This window comes from Novosphingobium sp. PY1 (genome assembly GCF_017312445.1).
Classification (GTDB): domain Bacteria; phylum Pseudomonadota; class Alphaproteobacteria; order Sphingomonadales; family Sphingomonadaceae; genus Novosphingobium.
In genome coordinates, this window is sequence record NZ_BLTI01000013.1 from 259,042 (window position 1) to 275,909 (window position 16,868).

The window sequence follows — 16,868 nt, forward strand, 5'->3', positions numbered from 1 at the left end:
TGGAGAAAACCATGAGCACTGCCTTACCATACGCCCGGTGCGTGGCCGATCTCCATGAACAGGGCTACGCCATCATCAAGGATCTGGTTCCGGCCGACCTGATCACAGCCCTCGGCACGGACCTCGACGCGCAATTTTCCGCCACCGGATTTTCAGAAGGCAGCTTTTCCGGCGAAGGAACCCGGCGCTTTGCCGGCCTGCTCAAGCGATCGCCGCATGTGGCGAGCCTGGTCGAGCACGACCTGATCCTGCGGATTGCCGAAGAGATGCTCGGACCATGGTGCGATCATTTCTCACTCAATCTGACCCAGGCGATCGAACTTGCTCCCGGAGCGAGCCAACAGGTGCCCCATCGCGATCAGGACATGTGGCCCTGCAGCGGCTTCGTTGACCGCGAACGCGGCATGGAATTCCTGATCAATGTGATGTGGCCGCTGTCGGACTTCACACAGGATAATGGCGCAACGCTTGTGTGGCCCGGGAGCCACCGGCGGCAGGATGAACTACTCATTGCCCACGAAGAATCGATCGTGGCGGAAATGGCACCAGGTTCAGCACTCGTGTTCCTGGGCTCAACCCTGCACGCAGCTGGCGCCAATCGCACCGCGCATCCCCGCCGCGGCGTGATCATCAGCTACTGCCTTGGATGGCTGAAACCCTATGAGCTTCCCTGGCTCGCCTACCCGCCAGAAGTAGCCCGGCAATTTCCACGGAGCCTTGCCCGCCTTGCCGGATACCGGGTGCATCGCCCGAACCTGGGTACTTATGAGGGGCGCTGCCCTTCCCTCCTGCTCGACAGCACGCCCGATACGCCCGGCGCAGTGGACGCGCTGCTGCCCGAACAGGAAGAGCTTATCAGGGCATGGCGAAGCGGTACGATCGGTCCGGAGCACCCCGAGGGTTCCGCAGTAAATCTCAAGCAATCCGCGCTTTTCCCGACCGTGCCCCCCGGTGCGCAGGCATCCCATGGATAGCGTCCCCGCCAACGGAAAGCGCCTCGCGCTATGCCGAACACTTATCCTTCAGCGCAAGCTCGCAAAGGAGCTGCTCGGGGCTGGCCTATGTGCCAATCCGATCTGGGACATGCTGCTCGAACTTTACGTCGCGGACCGGGAAGGCGAACTGCTCTACATCTGGCAGCTCAGCGTTTCGGCAAACATTCCCATTTCGAGCGCGCACCGCAAGATCGACATCATGGTGCATAAGGGCTTCGTGGAGCGCACCGTCGATGAAAGTGACCTCAGGCGTGTCGGCATTCAGTTGGCATCGCCGTTTCGCGAATTGATGGATGAACTATTCGATACGCTGACGCACATGCTCATGACATCGTGCTGCCAGTGCGGTTCGGGTGGCAAAACGCATGCCAGCAGCGATTGACCGCCGTCCGCTCAAGGATACTCAGTTATCGGGACCACTGCCCCGATTTTCCCGGCAATGCCAGAGCCTAAGAATGAAAATCGTAGCCCGCGAAATTTCGTAGCGCATTTCGTAATGGCCCACGATGATCCGGCGGACCTCGCGAGGATCGAAGGCATCCAGTCTCTCGCCAAGGCGGGGGTAATCCAGCAACCGGCCCGGCGCACGGGCCAATTCCTGGACGATGCGCGCCGCAGCATCGGGCGCGACAGGTTTCAGATATTCATGAAGGCGAACAAGGTCCGAAGAAGCCTTGCTGGTCCACTGGATCTTCATGCCAGGGGCGGGGCCAGCGGATCTTTCGTGGAAAGGCTCTCGGCCCAGGCAACGATGCTCTGATGGTCGATCACATTGCCGGCATCGACATCATGCAGCGCTTCAAGCGTAAGCTGATGCCGCTCCTCTTCCTGGTCGATCCATGCGGTCAGGGCCTGCTTCATGATCCAGCCACGCGACCGGTCCATCCGTTCCGCCAGGACATCGACCTTGTCCGCCAGATCGGCGGACACATGGGCGGTGATGACGCGGGTAGAAGCTGCCATACGATTAGCCTTCAATCTGTTTGATTAAAATCTAATCGCTCATGAACATTGGTGCAAGCAGCAACACCGTTCAGTCCGGCGCAGCGGCCTTTTCCAGTTCGGCGATCTTGTCGCTGCAGATCAGGTGGACCACCCGGCCCAATTCCTCGACGCGCTCGCCGAGCCAGGTGAGCTCTTCCTCGCTGATCCGGTAGTGCCTGGAATAGCGGGCCTTCGTGTAGGCCTCTTTCAACTTCTGAAACATCGCCCGTTCGCGGCGTGAGCCTTCGGGCCAAATGCCGACCATCCTCCCGTCGAGACGCTCCGCCTGGGTGCGCAGGAACGCGAGGTTGTGATTGTAGGGCGTATAGTTCTGTACGACGAGCAGGAAGCAGGAATAGAGGCCCTCGGTAGCCTGATGAAGCAGGAAAGCTGCCTTCTTCCAACTCCTCCGCCCCATATAGAACCGGTACCCTTCCAGAAACTCAGCCGCGCTGGGCATTCCCTCCTCAAAATACTCCCGCGCCATGACCAACGCGTCCTTGGGCGTTTTCGGCCTAGGCTGGTGAAGCTCGCGCTCATCGGATTCGTACAGCGCGATGCCTTCCTTCGCCATCTCCAGGAAGAAGATGCGGCCATGGGCCAGACCGTCGTTCACTTCCTGAAGCGAGTGAACAATGAAGTTCACCGGCGTGCGCAGGGTCTTCTCGATCATGTACTCGCGGATCAGCCGCTCCTCGCACTTGGCCCAGTACTTGGCCCGGTCGGCGAGGTCCTTCTGGCTGACGATGATGAGGATGTCGTAGTCGCTCTTGTACTGATTGGCCGAGAGCGGCGCATCGACCCAGTCGCCGCGGCTGTATGAGCCGAACAGCACGATCTTCAGGATTTGCGCCCGCGAGCGCGGACCGGTCGCATGCTCGGTCGCCTCACGAAATTCCTCGAAGATAACGGCCACGACGCGCTCCAGCTCGCGCTGCTTGGCCGGAGGCAGATGATCAATTCCCGTACGCATGGACCGTCACCCTAAACGCAACACCGCAAGATTGCCCAGCGCCAATTGCATGCGATGGCACACAATAATTACGCCTTCTTGCAACAATTTAATTACCCCTCCCTCCCCTCATTCCGGCCAGGGCTTGCCGGAGTCCATGGTTTGTTCCATATTCCGGTGATGAGACGGAAATGCTGGCGTCCGTCCTCAGGATCATCCTGCCAGGCATCATCACGCCCGTCCGCAATGGCCGGTCGGCTGGAGCTTTTCGGCTCACGGCACACCTTAGCTTCGAATGTCCCGCTTGTCGGGTCTGCTTCGTATTTGGCCGGCGCAGGCAGTGTTGCCCATGCGCTCCCCGCACCTGTTACCACTTACGTCCGCCGCTCTGGACGATGCGTCCTGTGATGGCGATACTGGCCGTTCCCGTACCGGGGCCAGCAACCCGGCGGAGCGGGAACGGCAACTGACCGACCTGCTTTGCGCGGAACGCCCGAGGCTGATCCGCTTCTTTCGCCGGCAGGCAAGGTTCGCTAGCCCCGACGAAGCGGACGATCTCGCGCAGGAGGCCATCACCCGGTTCCTGCGCGCGGCCCCTTCCACGCAGATGGCAACACCTCAGGCCTATCTGCGCCGGATCGCCAGCAATCTCCTTATCGACCGGGCCCAGCACGGATCGACCCGCCTTGCGCAGATTTCGGTACCCCTGGTCGAAGGACTGGACCGCCCGGTCGAGTTCGATCAACACCAGCAACTCGAAGCGCGCGAGGAGCTTGTCCATTACGAGCAGGTCCTGCGCCAGCTCAAACCGCGAGTGCTGAAGGTCTTCCTGCTCAGCCGCGTCGAGGGATATACCTACAAGGAGATCGCTGCACGCCTGGGCCTTACTGTGTTTACCGTAAAGCGCGACATGCTGCAGGCCATTGCCCATCTCGACCAGAACCGGAGGCACCGGTGAGCCTCGGCAAAGCAGAAGGACGTTTCCAACCGATGCACCGGATCGAGCGCCAGGCCTATAAATGGGCAATGAAGATGGCCGACGATTCCGAGCGGCACCGGGCCGGCCTTGAACGCTGGATCGTTCGCAGCCCAGACCACCTCATCGTGTACAACCGCGTTGCCCGGGAAATGCGCCTCGCCACATGGAGCGCCGCCCAACTCGATTTGCGCCCTGCAGACGCGAGAGCCGCAAGGGGAAGGCCTTTCAGCAATTCGGGATTCATATGGGCGTTCGCGGTCCTCGCTTCGGTCCTGGCGGCCAGTTCGGCCGCGTTCCTGGTGCTACGCAGCCAACAAACGCCCGGCAAAGCCGTCGTTTCCAGCGCCCCTACAGTCGCCCAATCCTGGTCTTCACATGCCAATGACATTCGCCGGACCCGGCTCCCTGATGGATCGGTCGTCACGCTCGACCGGGACAGCACGATTGCCATCCACTTTTCGGCGGACCGGCGCGTGATCGAATTATCCCGCGGCCGCGTCCGCTTCGAAGTCGCGCATGACACCTCGAGGCCGTTCGTGGTGCTGACACCCGGCGGAAGTGTCACAGCAACCGGGACCGTGTTCGACGTCGAAGTGCGCGGCACGGTTCGCGTTCACCTGATGCGCGGTTCGGTCGAAGTCGCCATGGCGCACAATTCATCCGAGAACGGGGATGCCCTGGTCGGGCTTTCTCCCGGCCAGAAGCTGGAATTTGCATCGCGCCAGCAGGCCGTCATGCCGGTTCCGCAAGGCGCTCCCGCGGCGGACGGCCGATGGCTGTCCGGGACGATGAGCTTCGAAGACATGCCGCTCGGCGATATCATCGCGCAGACCAACGCCTATTCCAGCACCACGATTTCAGTGTCGGAACCCGGGCTTCTGCAGAAGGAGATGTTCGTCGATCTCGACATCCGCGACGCCGATGCTGTCGCGCGCGAGCTCTCCGTTCTGCTCGACCTGACAGTCGATACGAGCCAACCTGGCAAACTCGTCCTGCGGCCGCGATGAATTTTTTGTATTTTTTCACGCACCGTTTTCGCCCCATCGCCGTCTAGCCCTGATGCCCGCACACAGCGCGGGCTCCACAGGGGCAAGGACATGGACAACAAGAGCCGGCTATTACTCGCGGCCATACTTTCCAGCACGGCGATCTGCTCGGTCGCACAGGCGCAGGAGGACACCCGGCGTGATTTCGATCTCCCGGCGCAAGAACTCAAATTCTCGCTTCATGCCGTTACGCGCACTGCCGGCCTCGAACTGGCAGCAACGTCCGAGGCCCTGAGCGGCAAACGCGCACCGGCCCTCAAGGGGCGCTACAGCGCAGCAGAGGCCATCGCGCTCCTCCTCAAGGGAACAGGACTTACCGCGCAAGTATCCGGACGCACTGTGTTCATCCGGGAGAATTCCCCTTCGCCGCAGTCTGCAAGCGAACCAGCTGCCATGGGACCGGAAATCACCGTCACCGGATCGCGCATCCGCGGCGCGGTGCCGACCTCGCCTGTCGTTGCGAGCAGCCGCGAAGAGATCGAGCGGCGCGGCATAACCGATCTTGGGGCCTACGCGCGCAGCGTGCCGCAGAACTATGCGGGCGGACAGAACCCCGGCGTCATCGGCAGTGTCCAGGAGGGATCGGAAAACTTCAACTCCTCCTCGACCCTGAACCTGCGGGGCCTTGGCGCCGATGCGACGCTCACGCTCATCAACGGTCACCGCGCGGCTTATGATTCCGTCGTTCAGGGCGTGGATATTTCGGCGATCCCGCTCGTGGCGATCGACCGGGTGGAAATCGTCGCCGACGGTTCCTCGGCGCTCTATGGTTCGGATGCCGTCGGAGGCGTCGCCAATGTCATCCTTCGCCAGGATTACGAGGGCGGCAAGATATCCGCCCGTCTTGGTGCCGCGACCGAAGGCGGCGATGTCCAGCAGCAATACAACCTCGTGACGGGAAGCCGCTGGGACGGCGGCGGATTCATGGTGGCAGGCGACTTCAGCCGCTCCACGGACGTGACAGCCGGGCAGCGCTCGATCACCTCCACCCTCGACGGCTCGACCACGCTTTATCCTTCGCTCAACCAGAAAAGCGCGGTCCTTGCCGGGCATCAGCAGATCAATGACATGTTCAGTGTCGAGCTCGACGGCCAGTTCAGCAAACGCCGTTCCAAAACGGCACTGGCGTTCCTCACCACAGGCGACTTCACGGTGAACGGCACGGCGGCGCAGCGGGATGTAAAATCCTGGTCCATCGCCCCGCGCCTCAAGGCGGCCTTGCCGGGCGGATGGCTGGCCACATTGGGCTACGTCCATGGCCGCAGCGATTCCGATGCGGCAACCGTAACAAACCTGGGCGGCGCGGAGTTCTCCCGCAACCGCATCTTCTATGACAACACACTCGATACACTGGAAGCGAGCGCGGAAGGCGGTGTTCTGCAATTGCCGGGCGGAGAGGCACGCCTCGCCTTGGGCGGCGGGTGGCGATCTGTCAGCCTCGACGCCAACATCCGCTCGACGCGCGGCGGCGTTACCAGCACGCTTGTCGATTACACGAGCGGGCAGGATGTGTGGTTCGGCTATGGCGAACTCTCGCTTCCTCTGGTCGGTCCGGAGAACAGCGTGCCGCTGGTTCATCGGTTTCGGCTGACAGGCACGGCGCGCTACGAGGATTACCAGCGCTTTGGCGGCACGACGACGCCCAAGTTCGGCGTTGTCTATGAACCGGTCAGCGGTCTTGCGATCAAGGGCACCTGGGGCAAATCGTTCAAGGCCCCGACACTGGCGCAGATCAACAAGGTTCCCGAAGGTAATCTTCTCAGCGCAAGCTACTTCGTACCGGCAGCGCCCGCTGGTCAGCCTGTCCTCCTGCTCGGGGGCGTCAGCCGGGACTTGAAGCCGGAGAAAGCCACGACCTGGACCGCCACGGTGAGCGCGACGCCCGCATTCGCCGAAGGCCTTCGCCTGGAGGTCAGCTACTTTCATACCCGTTACAAGGACCGGGTCGTTCAACCGGCAACCTCGTCCTCGCAGGTTTTCGGGAACGACATCTATGACCGGCTGATCGTCTACAATCCGACGGCAGAACAGGTGAACGCGGTCATTGCCGAACTTCCGCTCGGGCTCGTCAATCAGACCGGGCAGGCCTTCGATCCCGCCAATGTTGGCGCGATCGTCGACAACAGCCTGCAGAATGCCGCAAGCCAGACCCTCGAAGGTGTCGATGCCTCGGCCGACTATCAGCTGACATTCGCACGCGGGGACCAATTAGGCTTCAATGCCGCTGTCAGTTACCTCGAGAGCAACCAGAAGCTGAGCGAAGGCCAACCGACGATCCAGCGGGCGGGCACGATCTTCGATCCCCCGCACTGGCGCGCGCGGGGCAGTGCGACCTGGCAGCGCGGCAATTTCACGCTGAGCCCGAGTATCACCTATATCGGCGGGACACTCGATGATCGTTACCAGCCCTACGTTCGCGTCGGCTCCTACACCAGCATCGATGCCGTCGCGCAGGTACGGACCTCGGAAGCGGCAGGATTTCTCTCCGGCATTGAGGTCACGCTTTCCCTGCTCAACATCTTCAATGAGATGCCCGCCACGATCCGCAATTCGTCCGCGGCCGCACCGACTTACGATGCCACCAATTACCCCGTCATAGGCCGGAGCGTCAGCCTCGGCCTTTCCAAGGCCTGGTAAGCAGCATGCGATTCATCCTTCCCCGCGCGGCGACAGCGGCACTGGTGCTGGCTGGCTTTCTCTGCGCGAAACCGGCTTCGGCAGCCCCCGAAGACTGCCACTCCCTCGTTCCCGGCAAGCTGGACAAGGATGGACCGCATCGGGCCCTGACACCGCTCGACCTCGTGCAACTGCGCGATATCGGCTCCATCCCGGATATGCGGCAGCCGATAGTTGCGGTGTCGCCTGATGGAAAATGGCTGGCATTCGAGATCCACCGGGCTGATCCACAGCTCAATACCTATTGTCAGGGCATGGCCGTGATGGAGGCGCGCCCCGGCGGGCAGGCCGTGCTCGTCGATCAGCATCCAGATATCATTCGCTGGCGCTTCCCTGAGCTACCAGGAAAGGCAGATTTCCCCTCGGGCTTCGCAAAAGTGATCACGCCAAGGTGGTTTCCCGACAACAAGGCCATCGCGTTCCTGAAACGCACGGGAAACACCATACAAATATGGCGGACACACATCGACGGGAGCCGCAGTGCTCCCGTCACCCATTCCGATACCGATATACTCGATTTCCGGATCGCCAGGGACGGCCGGACGATCATCTATTCGTCCAGTCCCGCGCTACAGGCGGCGTGGGGCCAGATCGATAAGGAGGGCCTCTCGGGCTTTCATTTCGATGATCGGTTCGCGCCCAACGCCTCGAGGAGGCCGTTCCCCTCGCCACCGATCCCGGTCGAAACCTTCGCGCTCGATTTGGCCAGCGGGAAGGTTCGCGCGGCATCCGTGGCGGAAGCGGCTTTGCTGCAGGATGACAAACCACGCGGCCCGCCGGGCGCGATTGCCATTGCGGTCTCGCCATCGGGAAGACGGGCCTGGACGAAACCGACATTGTCGGAGCGATTTCCACCTCGCCCGCAACTGGTGGCAGAAAGCCTCACCGGATCGCCCATCAGTTGCGAGGCACAAGCATGCCGATCGGTCACGACCTTGCTGGGCTGGTCTGCCGATGGCCAGCGGGTCCGCTTCACGCATCTGGAAGGCTGGGCCGACAGCCTGACCGCCATCTACGAATGGAAACCGGGTGCGCGGACGGTCAAACGGCTTTATGTCACGCCCGGTTTGCTGGTCGACTGCACACCCTTGAATGACGACCTGGTCTGCGTCGAAGAAGGCTCAAGCGCGCCAAGGCATATCAGCCTCCTTCGGCTTGGTTCCGGGCAGGACGAAGTGCTGTTCGATCCCAACCCGGAATTCGGCAAGTTGCGGCTTGGGCGGGTCGAGCGGCTTACATGGAAGACCGCCTTCGGCACCGAGAGTTTCGGGGACCTTGTCTATCCGGCCGGTTACCTGCCCGGCCAGCGCTATCCGCTTATTGTCGTGCAATACATCTCGCGCGGCTTCCTGCGGGGCGGGACGGGCGACGAGTATCCCATCCAGGCCTTTGCCAATCGGGGCTATGCGATCCTCAGCATCCAGCGGCCACGCTCGCCGGTCGCTGCCCCTGATGCGACAAGCTACACCGACCTCGACAAGGCTGATCTTGTGGGTTTCAAGGACCGGAAGAATGTCCTGTCGGCGATCGAGATGGCCGTTCAGTCCCTGATCGATCGCGGCATCGTCGATCCCGCTCGCGTCGGTATCACGGGCCTCAGCGACGGGGCTTCAACGGTGCAGTTCGCGGGCCTTCACAGCAAGTATTTTGCTGTCGCTGCCATGAGCAGCTGCTGCTGGGAACGCTCGCAAATGGCCATGCTCGGCCCGGCCGTCGCGCGCCAGTACGTGCAAACAGGCTGGCCGCACCAGTCGGATAACGCCCCGGGTTTCTGGAACGAGATCTCATGGGCCCAGCAGCCACGGCGCGTTGCCTTTCCGGTGCTCATGCAGCTCTCGGACAATGAGCTTCTGCCCGCGCTGGAGGCCTATACCGCACTTGCCGAAGTGAACGCGCCGGTGGACCTCTACGTCTACCCCCACGAAGATCACGTCAAATGGCAACCGGCCCATCGCCTCGCTGTCTACCGGCGCAATCTCGACTGGTTCGACTTCTGGTTCAAAGGTTCGGCGCCCGATGCACCTCCCGCCGAAACTACGCGTTGGCACGCGTTACGGGATCGGCTGGCGAAGCGCGCCCGGAAAGCGGACGCCGATGGCGGTCCACACTCGTCGTCATCAACACCGTGACAACAGGTTTCGAGATCAGCCGTATGGCGCGAATGGTCACGACCAATGTCCGATCCAGGCTTCGGTATCGAGCAGAGCCATGATCCGCATGTACTCCGATGCCGTGTGCAGCCTGCTCTCGACGAGGCAGGCCCCCAGGGTATCGAGATCGAGCAATCTTTGTGAGGCGAGCCGGCCACCGAGCAACCTTTCGCGGATCTCGCCCATGCGGCTCGTGAGCAATTCCACGATGAAGCTGTCAGGTCCCGCCTTTGAACGCCGCTCGAGAATTTGGGGTGGAAGCCGTGATACGTAAGCATCGCGGGCGACAGCACGATTGATACCCCCGGCGCACATCGCCCAGGAAGGAATGGCAAGACATGTCTCGACGATCGGCTGTGAGACGAGCGGATTGACCAGCGTGAATGGCAGACCTCGGTCGTAGCCGTCGAGATGCTGCTGCATGCGCAGCAACATGGCCACGTGCCCTGCCTTTCCCGGAAATGCCTCGTCTTGAGCGTCGAGCCAGGGGTGTTCGGCAGGTTGGCGGCTTTCCTCGGCGACGATTTCGCGGTTCATGAACAAGGGATCGGAGCGCCATACATAGCCCTTGCACCTGCCCTTCAGAACCCGGCGCGCCTCGCGCATCGCCTGCCAGGCGCTGGCGCCGGTGACAGCGCAAACGTCGCGCAGTGTGCGGACGAGCCCGGGCCCCATGCCTTCGGCCAGACAGCGGTCGGCAATCGGCCGCGCCGAGGCGCTGTTGTCGAAAACGTTGTCGCCGCCATTCCCGGTAAAATAGGCATCTGCGCCGAGCTCTGCCGCTTTGGCGGTCACCACGGCGCGAAAGGCCAGGTCGTGTGTTCTTCCGCAAGGACGGGGAAGATGGGCTACCACCGAACGATCAAGATTGATGGCATCGAGAGCATAGCCGCACTCATGGAGGCTGGCGTGGCAATGCCCGGCAATGATCCGGGCATAGCTTCGCTCGTCACCGCTCGGATCGCTGGTCGCAAGGGTCAGGCACGAGAGGGGACGGCCCCGGTCTGCCAGCGTTGTGGCAACGATCGACGAATCGAGGCCGCCAGAAACGCTGAGAAGAATGTTCGCGTAGCGTGAGCCCCATGCCGATATGCACTGCTGCAGCGCGCGGCCCAATCGCTCCGCACTGTCCTCGGGCTCCATGGCATCGAGCGTGGCGGCATAGTCCCATGGCGACCAGCATTGGCTGACACCCTCGTCGCCCTCGGCAAGAATGGCGCGTGTACCTGGAAGCATCTCGCTCAGCCCGACGATGGCCGTCCGGGGCGATGGCAAGTCGCGCATGAACAGGTGGCGCTGCAATGCCTCCCAGTCGATCTTTGGTGCCAGCAGCCCCGCCTTCACCAGGACTCCTGGATCGGAGGCGAAGATGTGCAGGCCGCCTTGCCGCAATTGAACGCATGGCAGTGCGCCCATGGGGGCTCGCAGGACGCACACGCCGCCGGGCATCTCGAACGCCGCCAGATAGCCCCCCCAGTACCGCTCAATGAGGTGGGCGCCGCCTGATTTACGGATGGCGTCGGCAGCGCGCTGATCCAGGTCGCGGATGGCTTCAGGAGGACCATGGCGATAAAAAATCGTGCCGATCACCGCGCCGCCACCGGGAATGGGCAGAACATCGCTGTCATCGCTTGCCAGGAGCGAAAACGCGCCTGGCACCGGGACCATGGTGAGACCGCAGCGTTGCGCGGCATCGCGCGCTACGATTTCGCGCTGATCTGCGTCAGGCGAATGGAAGAGAATGTAGCGCAGCGCCATCACACGGCCATGATCGGCGTGAAGGGACGGACATTCTCGATAGTGTCGTTGAGAACAGCCTCGCCTTGCTGCACCCAGCAATGCGCGGAAAACGGGCTGGCCTGCACGCCAAATACAAGTCTGGGGGCAAGGCCACGGCGCAGGCAGATGCAAATGAAGGCAAGCGAGCGTACGAGGCACCGATCCGAACGCCGAAAGACCAGGCCAAGTGCCTCGAAGGCCGCATTTATCCCGGCATATTCATGGTCATGCCGTTCGGCACCGCCTGCTCCGGCAGCAAGCTTGCGACTTTCCAGATCCCGTATGATCGCTGGCAGCCCACGAAACCGGATCCGCCATGCGACAACGCATTGGGCAACGGCGACCTGCGCAAGCATGGATGGACCAGGGTGCTCACCTGCGCTCGCAATGACATCTCGGGACGCCCGGACAATTCGGATCGAGCAGTCGCCCAAGGGGGCCTGTGCCTGCTCGATGAGCAAGCCCCGGCTCAGGAGCGATTGCAGCAGCCGTACATCATCCGAACCACAGGCTTCGCCGCCTGCCGCGCGGCGGAAAGCCTCATCCATGCCAGGCGGCAGCGCGAGATACCGGTCGGCCTCGATGTCGAGGATGATCGTGCGTCCACTCGCCGTGCAGTGATGGAGGTTGTCGCGCAAAGAGAAGAACATGGCCGCGGCGCCTTGGCAGTGACGCGCCCCGGCAAGAGCCGGAGCGCGCCGGTTTGCTCAGTCGTCGGAGATGGCGCCGAAGATCTGGCGCGGCTGACCTTCGAGGTCGGCCTCGCCCTGGACGGCACCCTTGGTCGCGGCGCTGACTGCGCCGAGATCGATCAGCTCGTCATCGCGATGTTCGTCAATCACGGTCATGATTACCTCCTTCATTTCGTCGCAGAGATTTGCGACGAAATGAAGGATATCGCGCCAGTGCGCGAAACTTCGATTTTATAAGTTTCCAATTTGAGTTCTTATAAGCCAAAATACTCATTCATTGCCCTCCAAATGGGGAAGAAATCTCTTTGGAGGGCCGGGTTTTCTACCATCCCGTCGTGGATTTCAGATCTGATCCTCAGCATGAATAAGTCGCGACACTTGCCGCAATCGCCGGCGATGGTAGCGGCGGATCGCTTCCTGTGCGTCACGTGGCGGGCCTGATCCGGCCAATTCCCATATCCGTTCGAGTTCGTGAAGCCGGTTGGAGAGCCTCGTTTCGCGAATGCGAGTCGCGTGAAGCCGCTCACCAACGGAGCGAACGGCTTCGACATGCTCGGGATTTCCGGAAAAGCTGGCAATGTGCAGAAACAGTTCTGCCGTCGCTTCGGCAAGTGCATGTGTGTCATTGCCATTGATCGATGGAAAAGCTGGCTGATAATCGCTCGACGAAGTGCCGGATCGTCGGAATTTGAGCGCAAGTTTGATCAGATCTTGGTGCCATGAATAAAGGTGAGCGAGCCCGTCCGCAGTGAGGCGGGGCATCTGAAAGCCCCCGCCGATGTGCAAGTCGAGCAGCCGCTCGCCCACGAGTCGCTGCATGCTGTCGCGGACCGGAGCAATGCTGGTCCCGAATTCCCGGGCGAGGGTGGTCACGACAAGCATGGTGCCGGGCGCGAACTGCCCCTCGAGAATGACCCGCTTGAGCCCCTGGTAGACCCGCTCGGCAGCGACAGCTTCAGGTGACATCGCGCCGCGTCACTCAATGCCACGCAGAGAAGCATCATCCAACGGGACGCCCGCGCGGCGGCCTTTGCGAATGACCGCACCCAGATAGTAATCCTCGATGATGTATTCGATGCAGTGCTCCTGGAGCCGGTTCATGTCGCCATGGAGCAGGTCAGCCGGGAAAGACCGCCGGTTCTGCAGGAACATCATGGGCAGGAAGAAGTAGCCGGCAGGCAGGCCGAGGCGGGCGGCGCAGCGAAGGTGGTCCTCGATCGACGGCTTGGGACTGCCGGCTTCGATTTCGCGCAGCCAGCGTATGCCAATACCGGCCTCGGCCGCCAGTTGAGCCTGCGTAATCCGTTCCATCCTGCGCCGTCCCTCGATACACTTTCCGGAGATCAATTTGATCTCGTCCAGAATATCTTCTTCATTTGTGCGGTGATGCTTTTGATTGGCCACGTCCGGGATCCCCTGACAGCCGCTCAAAGCTTTCCGATACACAATCCGACAGCGCCAAGGCTGGTGTTAATTACGCCTTAAATCAATCATCCATCGTTCCCAATTTGGTAGAATTGCAAAAATATTGATGAAATTTTTGAAAGCGATAGCCCACTCAACGCAGAATTTCGCCAACAAGCGAAGGGCGTCTGGCAATCAAGGCCAGCAGCACCTAGGCCGGCCATGCAGGACGGCGGCGGCCGTGTTCCCAATTCAGCTAAGTTCGTTTGGTGACGCCGATACAGCGCGCAAACGCAGCTTGCGACAGGCCTGTCTTTGCCCGGATCGCGGCCACATCGACGGCCTGAACTTCGACCTTATGAACACGCGCGTCCGAAGCATGTCCCACAGCAAGCGCCAGAGCTTCGTTCAAGCCTTGCTTGATGCTTTCATATACGCTCATTGTTGATCTCCAGTGGACGTGAAGCGCTTACTTACATGTCCTACGCGTCCCTTGTCCTGCGATAGGCCTTGAGAAGGCGGTGATCTTCGCTGCTTTCAAAGACCAATAGCCCGGCAAGATAGAACCGCCCGATAGCCGTGACCGAGGTTGGCTCATCCGATGCGTCGATACGCTCCATCAGCCTTTGGGTGATTTCGGCCAGTTGCGAAGATGATCCCACGAAACGCACATGATTGCCGGCAAGCCGGTCGCATCGCGGGTCGGCCACTTCGCCAGCGAGGTCCCAAGGCTGCATGCGATCCAGCAGCATGACCGCGACATGGAGTGTCGCGCCATAGGGCGGGAACTCGCGAAGGAGATGTGCGAGGCGGCTGTGACAATCCAGGAAAAGATCGATCCCCCTGTCCGACAGCCTCAATTTGTAGGTTCTCGATGAACGCGCAGCCATGCGACCTGCTCCGAGTGATTCGCACCGTGGGTCATTGATAGGACGGCCCGCGCCCCAAGTTTTCTGCCAATTTGACGGGTATTTTCGGCACGGCAGTGCCGCAATCGGCACGCAGATGCCGAAACAGGCACGTCAGTGCCCTGCCCGTTGCCCGGATCCGCGTCATCGGTTCACCTCAAGCCATCCCGACGAGGGGTGACGGCAATCACCATCCGATAACGCCCGAAGCTTTCTGCCCGAGCCCGATCCAGGAACCGGAGATCAGCTGCTTGCTCAGCATCTCACCGGAAAAGGAGGCCATGTGAGAGATGTACACTTCCAAGCGCCTGGCGAACACAACCGCGCTCGTCGTGCTCCCGCTCGCCGGTTGTGCCGGGAGCGCCCACCTCGATCCGCCCCCTCGCGTTCTTCCGCACTATCGCATCGTCGCCACATCGGGCGGTTTCGCGATCGAGCGGATCGAAGCTGATGGCAGCACCGATACGCCGGCACCGCTGGTTCCGCTTGGTAGCACAATCCGCCTCGATCCGGCGCTCCTGGGTCCCCCCTCTCCCTTCCATTTCAGGAGCACACTCCATGCCCCTTTCGTTCAAGATGGCCTGCCTGGCCCGATCGGCGATCAGCACGATGGCCATCCCGGGCCTGATGAGCACGGCAGCCCCCGCACTGGCGCAAGCCGGACCGGCGGCGAGCAATAACGATGCCCAGGTACTGGGCAAGGCTGCCGAAGCCGCACAGCGCCAGCTCCACCAGACCTTCACAAACCTGGCGTTTGAGGACTTCGGTCCCGCGCCGATCAAGGGTGCGATCTACCAGGCCTTCGCGGGCGGACGGGTGATCTACTATGCCCCGGCCAGCGGCCACATCGTGTTCGGGACCGTCTACGACAAGAACGGTGTCAACGTCACCGCTCTCGCCCAGCAGGCCAGCGCCAGGAAGCGTTTCGATCTCATCGATCCCCAGAAGGCGCTCGCCATCGGGCCGGACAATGCCCCCACCGTGATCGAGTTCACCGATCCCGATTGCCCTTATTGCCGTGCTCTGGACAGGTTCTGGGCAGCCAAGGCCGCCGAAGGCAAACCTGTACGGCGGCTTATTTATTTCGTGAGCCAGATTCACCCCGGTTCCGCAGCCAAGGCCGAGCATATCCTCTGCTCGAAGGACCAGGCAGCCGCCTTCCATGCAATCTACGCCGGTGCGGCCCCGGATACTCTTCTGACCTGCCCGGAAGGAAAGACGCGCGTCGCGGACGATGCCGGCCTCGTCAAGGCCATGGGCATTGGCGGAACGCCAACGCTCATCGCTGACGGCAAGCTCATCCCGGGCTTCCAGCAGGCCGAACTCGAGGCGTTTCTCGAAGGCCGGCAGGATACGGAAAAGGCCAGCGCCAATGCCTCGCGCTGATTTTGAAATCACCCATCTTGCGGACGCCAGCTGCCCGGCCTTCGATGCCGCGGCGCGGCGGACCGGAATGCCGGCACGCGCGGCGCTCATGGAGCCGCCCACCGCACGCGCTGGCAGGCAGCGATATTCCATCGATGCCGAAAGGCTCATGCCCGGGCGGCTCCCATCTGATGGAGCACAAACGATGATCCCAAAACTCGGGCGCAATGCCCTCGCCGTCCCCAACATGATCGCCAATCTTGGCGTGCCCCTCGCCCTCATGGTGCTTTTCAGCACCGGCGCCCACGCCTTCACGGCACCGGCCACAGGCGATCTTGGCTACGACATCTACGACATCGTCGTGAACAAGGGCGTCAAGGGCCCGCTCGGCTTTGTCGGCGGTGTCGCGGCCTTCCTCTTCGGCGTCTCGCGGCTCTTTTCCAACGTCATGGTCGGCATCCCGACCATCGTTGCCGCGGTCTGCCTCATCAAGTCGGACACCATCCTCCAGACCTTTGGAATGGTGATCTGACATGCGGTGCGCGTGCCTCCTGGTTTTCCCCCATGGCCAGGAAAGGGCGCGCACCGCACCCCAGGCTGAAGGCCGATCCCCGGCCTTTGGACAATGGCGCCTGGCGACAGGTGTCATGAAGCAGGAGGAGAAGGGCATTGGACGAACGTCTGCCCCAGTATCTGCACGGCCCGGTCCAGATCCTATGGTTCGGCTCGGACGAGTTCATTCTGGTCATGTCGACGATCTTCGTCGCCGCCATCGTCGGCGGGATCGTCGGATGGACGCTCATCGGCGCCCTTCTCCTTTTCATCCCCTGGAAGCGGGCCCGCCCGCGCGGGTTCCTCTCCCATCTCGCATGGCGCTGGGGCCTCGTGCGCTTCCGCCACTACCCGGGTCCGACCCAGATCCGCTTTTTCGAGTGAGA

At 61.8% G+C, this 16,868-nt stretch carries 20 protein-coding genes; 10 read left to right on the top strand and 10 right to left on the bottom strand.

The genetic code is table 11. The features are described 5' to 3' along the window. Positions 1 to 11: 11 nt before the first annotated feature. Positions 12 to 974: a phytanoyl-CoA dioxygenase family protein gene (locus J3474_RS19285; RefSeq protein WP_242528491.1), complete on the top strand. Its 963-nt coding sequence runs from the start codon at positions 12 to 14 to the stop codon at positions 972 to 974. Then, on the top strand, positions 967 to 1,377 hold the full coding sequence (locus tag J3474_RS19290; protein WP_207095260.1) for a MarR family transcriptional regulator: 411 nt from the start codon (positions 967 to 969) through the stop codon (positions 1,375 to 1,377). The genes J3474_RS19285 and J3474_RS19290 overlap by 8 nt, the downstream gene beginning before the upstream one ends. Before the next feature lie 21 nt (positions 1,378 to 1,398). Here the strand turns inward: J3474_RS19290 and J3474_RS19295 are convergent, their stop codons facing one another. The 3 genes from J3474_RS19295 to J3474_RS19305 form a co-directional block, all read right to left on the bottom strand. Beyond that, positions 1,399 to 1,692, bottom strand: coding sequence for a type II toxin-antitoxin system RelE/ParE family toxin (locus J3474_RS19295; protein WP_207095261.1), 294 nt, complete (start codon positions 1,690 to 1,692; stop codon positions 1,399 to 1,401). Further along, a complete protein-coding gene (locus tag J3474_RS19300; RefSeq protein WP_207095262.1) occupies positions 1,689 to 1,958 on the bottom strand; it encodes a CopG family ribbon-helix-helix protein in 270 nt (89 codons plus the stop codon). Before J3474_RS19300 ends, J3474_RS19295 begins: the two co-directional genes overlap by 4 nt. A gap of 70 nt (positions 1,959 to 2,028) precedes the next feature. Next, positions 2,029 to 2,952, bottom strand: coding sequence for a nucleotidyltransferase (locus J3474_RS19305; protein ID WP_207095263.1), 924 nt, complete (start codon positions 2,950 to 2,952; stop codon positions 2,029 to 2,031). 328 nt (positions 2,953 to 3,280) lie between these two features. Here J3474_RS19305 and J3474_RS19310 point away from each other — a divergent pair, with 328 nt between their 5' ends. From J3474_RS19310 to J3474_RS19325, 4 genes are all read left to right on the top strand, one after another. Beyond that, a complete protein-coding gene (locus J3474_RS19310; RefSeq protein ID WP_207095264.1) occupies positions 3,281 to 3,889 on the top strand; it encodes an RNA polymerase sigma factor in 609 nt (202 codons plus the stop codon). Beyond that, positions 3,886 to 4,917 carry a FecR family protein gene (locus tag J3474_RS19315; protein ID WP_207095265.1) on the top strand — a complete coding sequence of 344 codons (1,032 nt, stop codon included), beginning with the start codon at positions 3,886 to 3,888 and terminating at the stop codon, positions 4,915 to 4,917. Before J3474_RS19310 ends, J3474_RS19315 begins: the two co-directional genes overlap by 4 nt. A 90-nt stretch (positions 4,918 to 5,007) precedes the next feature. After that, positions 5,008 to 7,593: a TonB-dependent receptor gene (locus J3474_RS19320; RefSeq protein ID WP_207095266.1), complete on the top strand. Its 2,586-nt coding sequence runs from the start codon at positions 5,008 to 5,010 to the stop codon at positions 7,591 to 7,593. Between the two features lie 5 nt (positions 7,594 to 7,598). Beyond that, complete coding sequence (locus J3474_RS19325; RefSeq protein ID WP_207095267.1) at positions 7,599 to 9,761, top strand: Atxe2 family lasso peptide isopeptidase; 2,163 nt, start codon at positions 7,599 to 7,601, stop codon at positions 9,759 to 9,761. 36 nt (positions 9,762 to 9,797) lie between these two features. On the opposite strand, the gene J3474_RS19330 is transcribed toward J3474_RS19325, so the two are convergent. From J3474_RS19330 to J3474_RS19360, 7 genes are all read right to left on the bottom strand, one after another. Then, the gene (locus tag J3474_RS19330) at positions 9,798 to 11,540 is read right to left on the bottom strand and encodes an asparagine synthetase B family protein (protein WP_207095268.1); all 1,743 of its coding nucleotides are present in this window, start codon (positions 11,538 to 11,540) and stop codon (positions 9,798 to 9,800) included. After that, positions 11,540 to 12,211, bottom strand: a complete 672-nt coding sequence (locus J3474_RS19335) for a lasso peptide biosynthesis B2 protein (RefSeq protein ID WP_207095269.1) — start codon at positions 12,209 to 12,211, stop codon at positions 11,540 to 11,542. Before J3474_RS19335 ends, J3474_RS19330 begins: the two co-directional genes overlap by 1 nt. Positions 12,212 to 12,268: 57 nt before the next feature. Next, on the bottom strand, positions 12,269 to 12,424 hold the full coding sequence (locus J3474_RS19340) for a benenodin family lasso peptide (protein ID WP_148274975.1): 156 nt from the start codon (positions 12,422 to 12,424) through the stop codon (positions 12,269 to 12,271). A gap of 171 nt (positions 12,425 to 12,595) precedes the next feature. Beyond that, positions 12,596 to 13,219, bottom strand: coding sequence for a GntR family transcriptional regulator (locus tag J3474_RS19345; protein ID WP_207095270.1), 624 nt, complete (start codon positions 13,217 to 13,219; stop codon positions 12,596 to 12,598). A 9-nt stretch (positions 13,220 to 13,228) separates the two neighbouring features. After that, positions 13,229 to 13,657 (bottom strand): helix-turn-helix domain-containing protein, encoded by a 429-nt coding sequence (locus J3474_RS19350; RefSeq protein ID WP_067736514.1) that lies wholly within the window; start codon positions 13,655 to 13,657, stop codon positions 13,229 to 13,231. 256 nt (positions 13,658 to 13,913) lie between these two features. Further along, a complete protein-coding gene (locus tag J3474_RS19355) occupies positions 13,914 to 14,099 on the bottom strand; it encodes a DNA-binding transcriptional regulator (RefSeq protein ID WP_242528492.1) in 186 nt (61 codons plus the stop codon). A gap of 40 nt (positions 14,100 to 14,139) precedes the next feature. Continuing rightward, complete coding sequence (locus J3474_RS19360; protein WP_207095271.1) at positions 14,140 to 14,547, bottom strand: hypothetical protein; 408 nt, start codon at positions 14,545 to 14,547, stop codon at positions 14,140 to 14,142. Between the two features lie 308 nt (positions 14,548 to 14,855). Here J3474_RS19360 and J3474_RS19365 point away from each other — a divergent pair, with 308 nt between their 5' ends. From J3474_RS19365 to J3474_RS19380, 4 genes are all read left to right on the top strand, one after another. Further along, a complete protein-coding gene (locus J3474_RS19365) occupies positions 14,856 to 15,245 on the top strand; it encodes a hypothetical protein (protein WP_207095272.1) in 390 nt (129 codons plus the stop codon). Next, positions 15,193 to 15,951 (top strand): DsbC family protein, encoded by a 759-nt coding sequence (locus J3474_RS19370; RefSeq protein ID WP_207095273.1) that lies wholly within the window; start codon positions 15,193 to 15,195, stop codon positions 15,949 to 15,951. Before J3474_RS19365 ends, J3474_RS19370 begins: the two co-directional genes overlap by 53 nt. Before the next feature lie 184 nt (positions 15,952 to 16,135). Beyond that, positions 16,136 to 16,462: a hypothetical protein gene (locus J3474_RS19375; protein WP_207095274.1), complete on the top strand. Its 327-nt coding sequence runs from the start codon at positions 16,136 to 16,138 to the stop codon at positions 16,460 to 16,462. A 137-nt stretch (positions 16,463 to 16,599) separates the two neighbouring features. Beyond that, positions 16,600 to 16,866, top strand: a complete 267-nt coding sequence (locus tag J3474_RS19380) for a type IV conjugative transfer system protein TraL (RefSeq protein ID WP_207095275.1) — start codon at positions 16,600 to 16,602, stop codon at positions 16,864 to 16,866. Positions 16,867 to 16,868: the final 2 nt, after the last annotated feature.

Bases quoted from the DNA above. Each gene is read 5' to 3' on its own strand.
- J3474_RS19310 (WP_207095264.1), top strand. From the start codon at position 3,281: ATGCGCTCCCCGCACCTGTTACCACTTACGTCCGCCGCTCTGGACGAT.
- J3474_RS19345 (WP_207095270.1), bottom strand. From the start codon at position 13,219: ATGTCACCTGAAGCTGTCGCTGCCGAGCGGGTCTACCAGGGGCTCAAG.
- J3474_RS19320 (WP_207095266.1), top strand. From the start codon at position 5,008: ATGGACAACAAGAGCCGGCTATTACTCGCGGCCATACTTTCCAGCACG.
- J3474_RS19285 (WP_242528491.1), top strand. From the start codon at position 12: ATGAGCACTGCCTTACCATACGCCCGGTGCGTGGCCGATCTCCATGAA.
- J3474_RS19360 (WP_207095271.1), bottom strand. From the start codon at position 14,547: ATGGCTGCGCGTTCATCGAGAACCTACAAATTGAGGCTGTCGGACAGG.
- J3474_RS19325 (WP_207095267.1), top strand. From the start codon at position 7,599: ATGCGATTCATCCTTCCCCGCGCGGCGACAGCGGCACTGGTGCTGGCT.
- J3474_RS19375 (WP_207095274.1), top strand. From the start codon at position 16,136: ATGATCCCAAAACTCGGGCGCAATGCCCTCGCCGTCCCCAACATGATC.
- J3474_RS19295 (WP_207095261.1), bottom strand. From the start codon at position 1,692: ATGAAGATCCAGTGGACCAGCAAGGCTTCTTCGGACCTTGTTCGCCTT.
- J3474_RS19300 (WP_207095262.1), bottom strand. From the start codon at position 1,958: ATGGCAGCTTCTACCCGCGTCATCACCGCCCATGTGTCCGCCGATCTG.
- J3474_RS19370 (WP_207095273.1), top strand. From the start codon at position 15,193: ATGAGCACGGCAGCCCCCGCACTGGCGCAAGCCGGACCGGCGGCGAGC.
- J3474_RS19305 (WP_207095263.1), bottom strand. From the start codon at position 2,952: ATGCGTACGGGAATTGATCATCTGCCTCCGGCCAAGCAGCGCGAGCTG.
- J3474_RS19340 (WP_148274975.1), bottom strand. From the start codon at position 12,424: ATGAAGGAGGTAATCATGACCGTGATTGACGAACATCGCGATGACGAG.
- J3474_RS19365 (WP_207095272.1), top strand. From the start codon at position 14,856: ATGTACACTTCCAAGCGCCTGGCGAACACAACCGCGCTCGTCGTGCTC.
- J3474_RS19355 (WP_242528492.1), bottom strand. From the start codon at position 14,099: ATGAGCGTATATGAAAGCATCAAGCAAGGCTTGAACGAAGCTCTGGCG.
- J3474_RS19290 (WP_207095260.1), top strand. From the start codon at position 967: ATGGATAGCGTCCCCGCCAACGGAAAGCGCCTCGCGCTATGCCGAACA.
- J3474_RS19330 (WP_207095268.1), bottom strand. From the start codon at position 11,540: ATGGCGCTGCGCTACATTCTCTTCCATTCGCCTGACGCAGATCAGCGC.
- J3474_RS19335 (WP_207095269.1), bottom strand. From the start codon at position 12,211: ATGTTCTTCTCTTTGCGCGACAACCTCCATCACTGCACGGCGAGTGGA.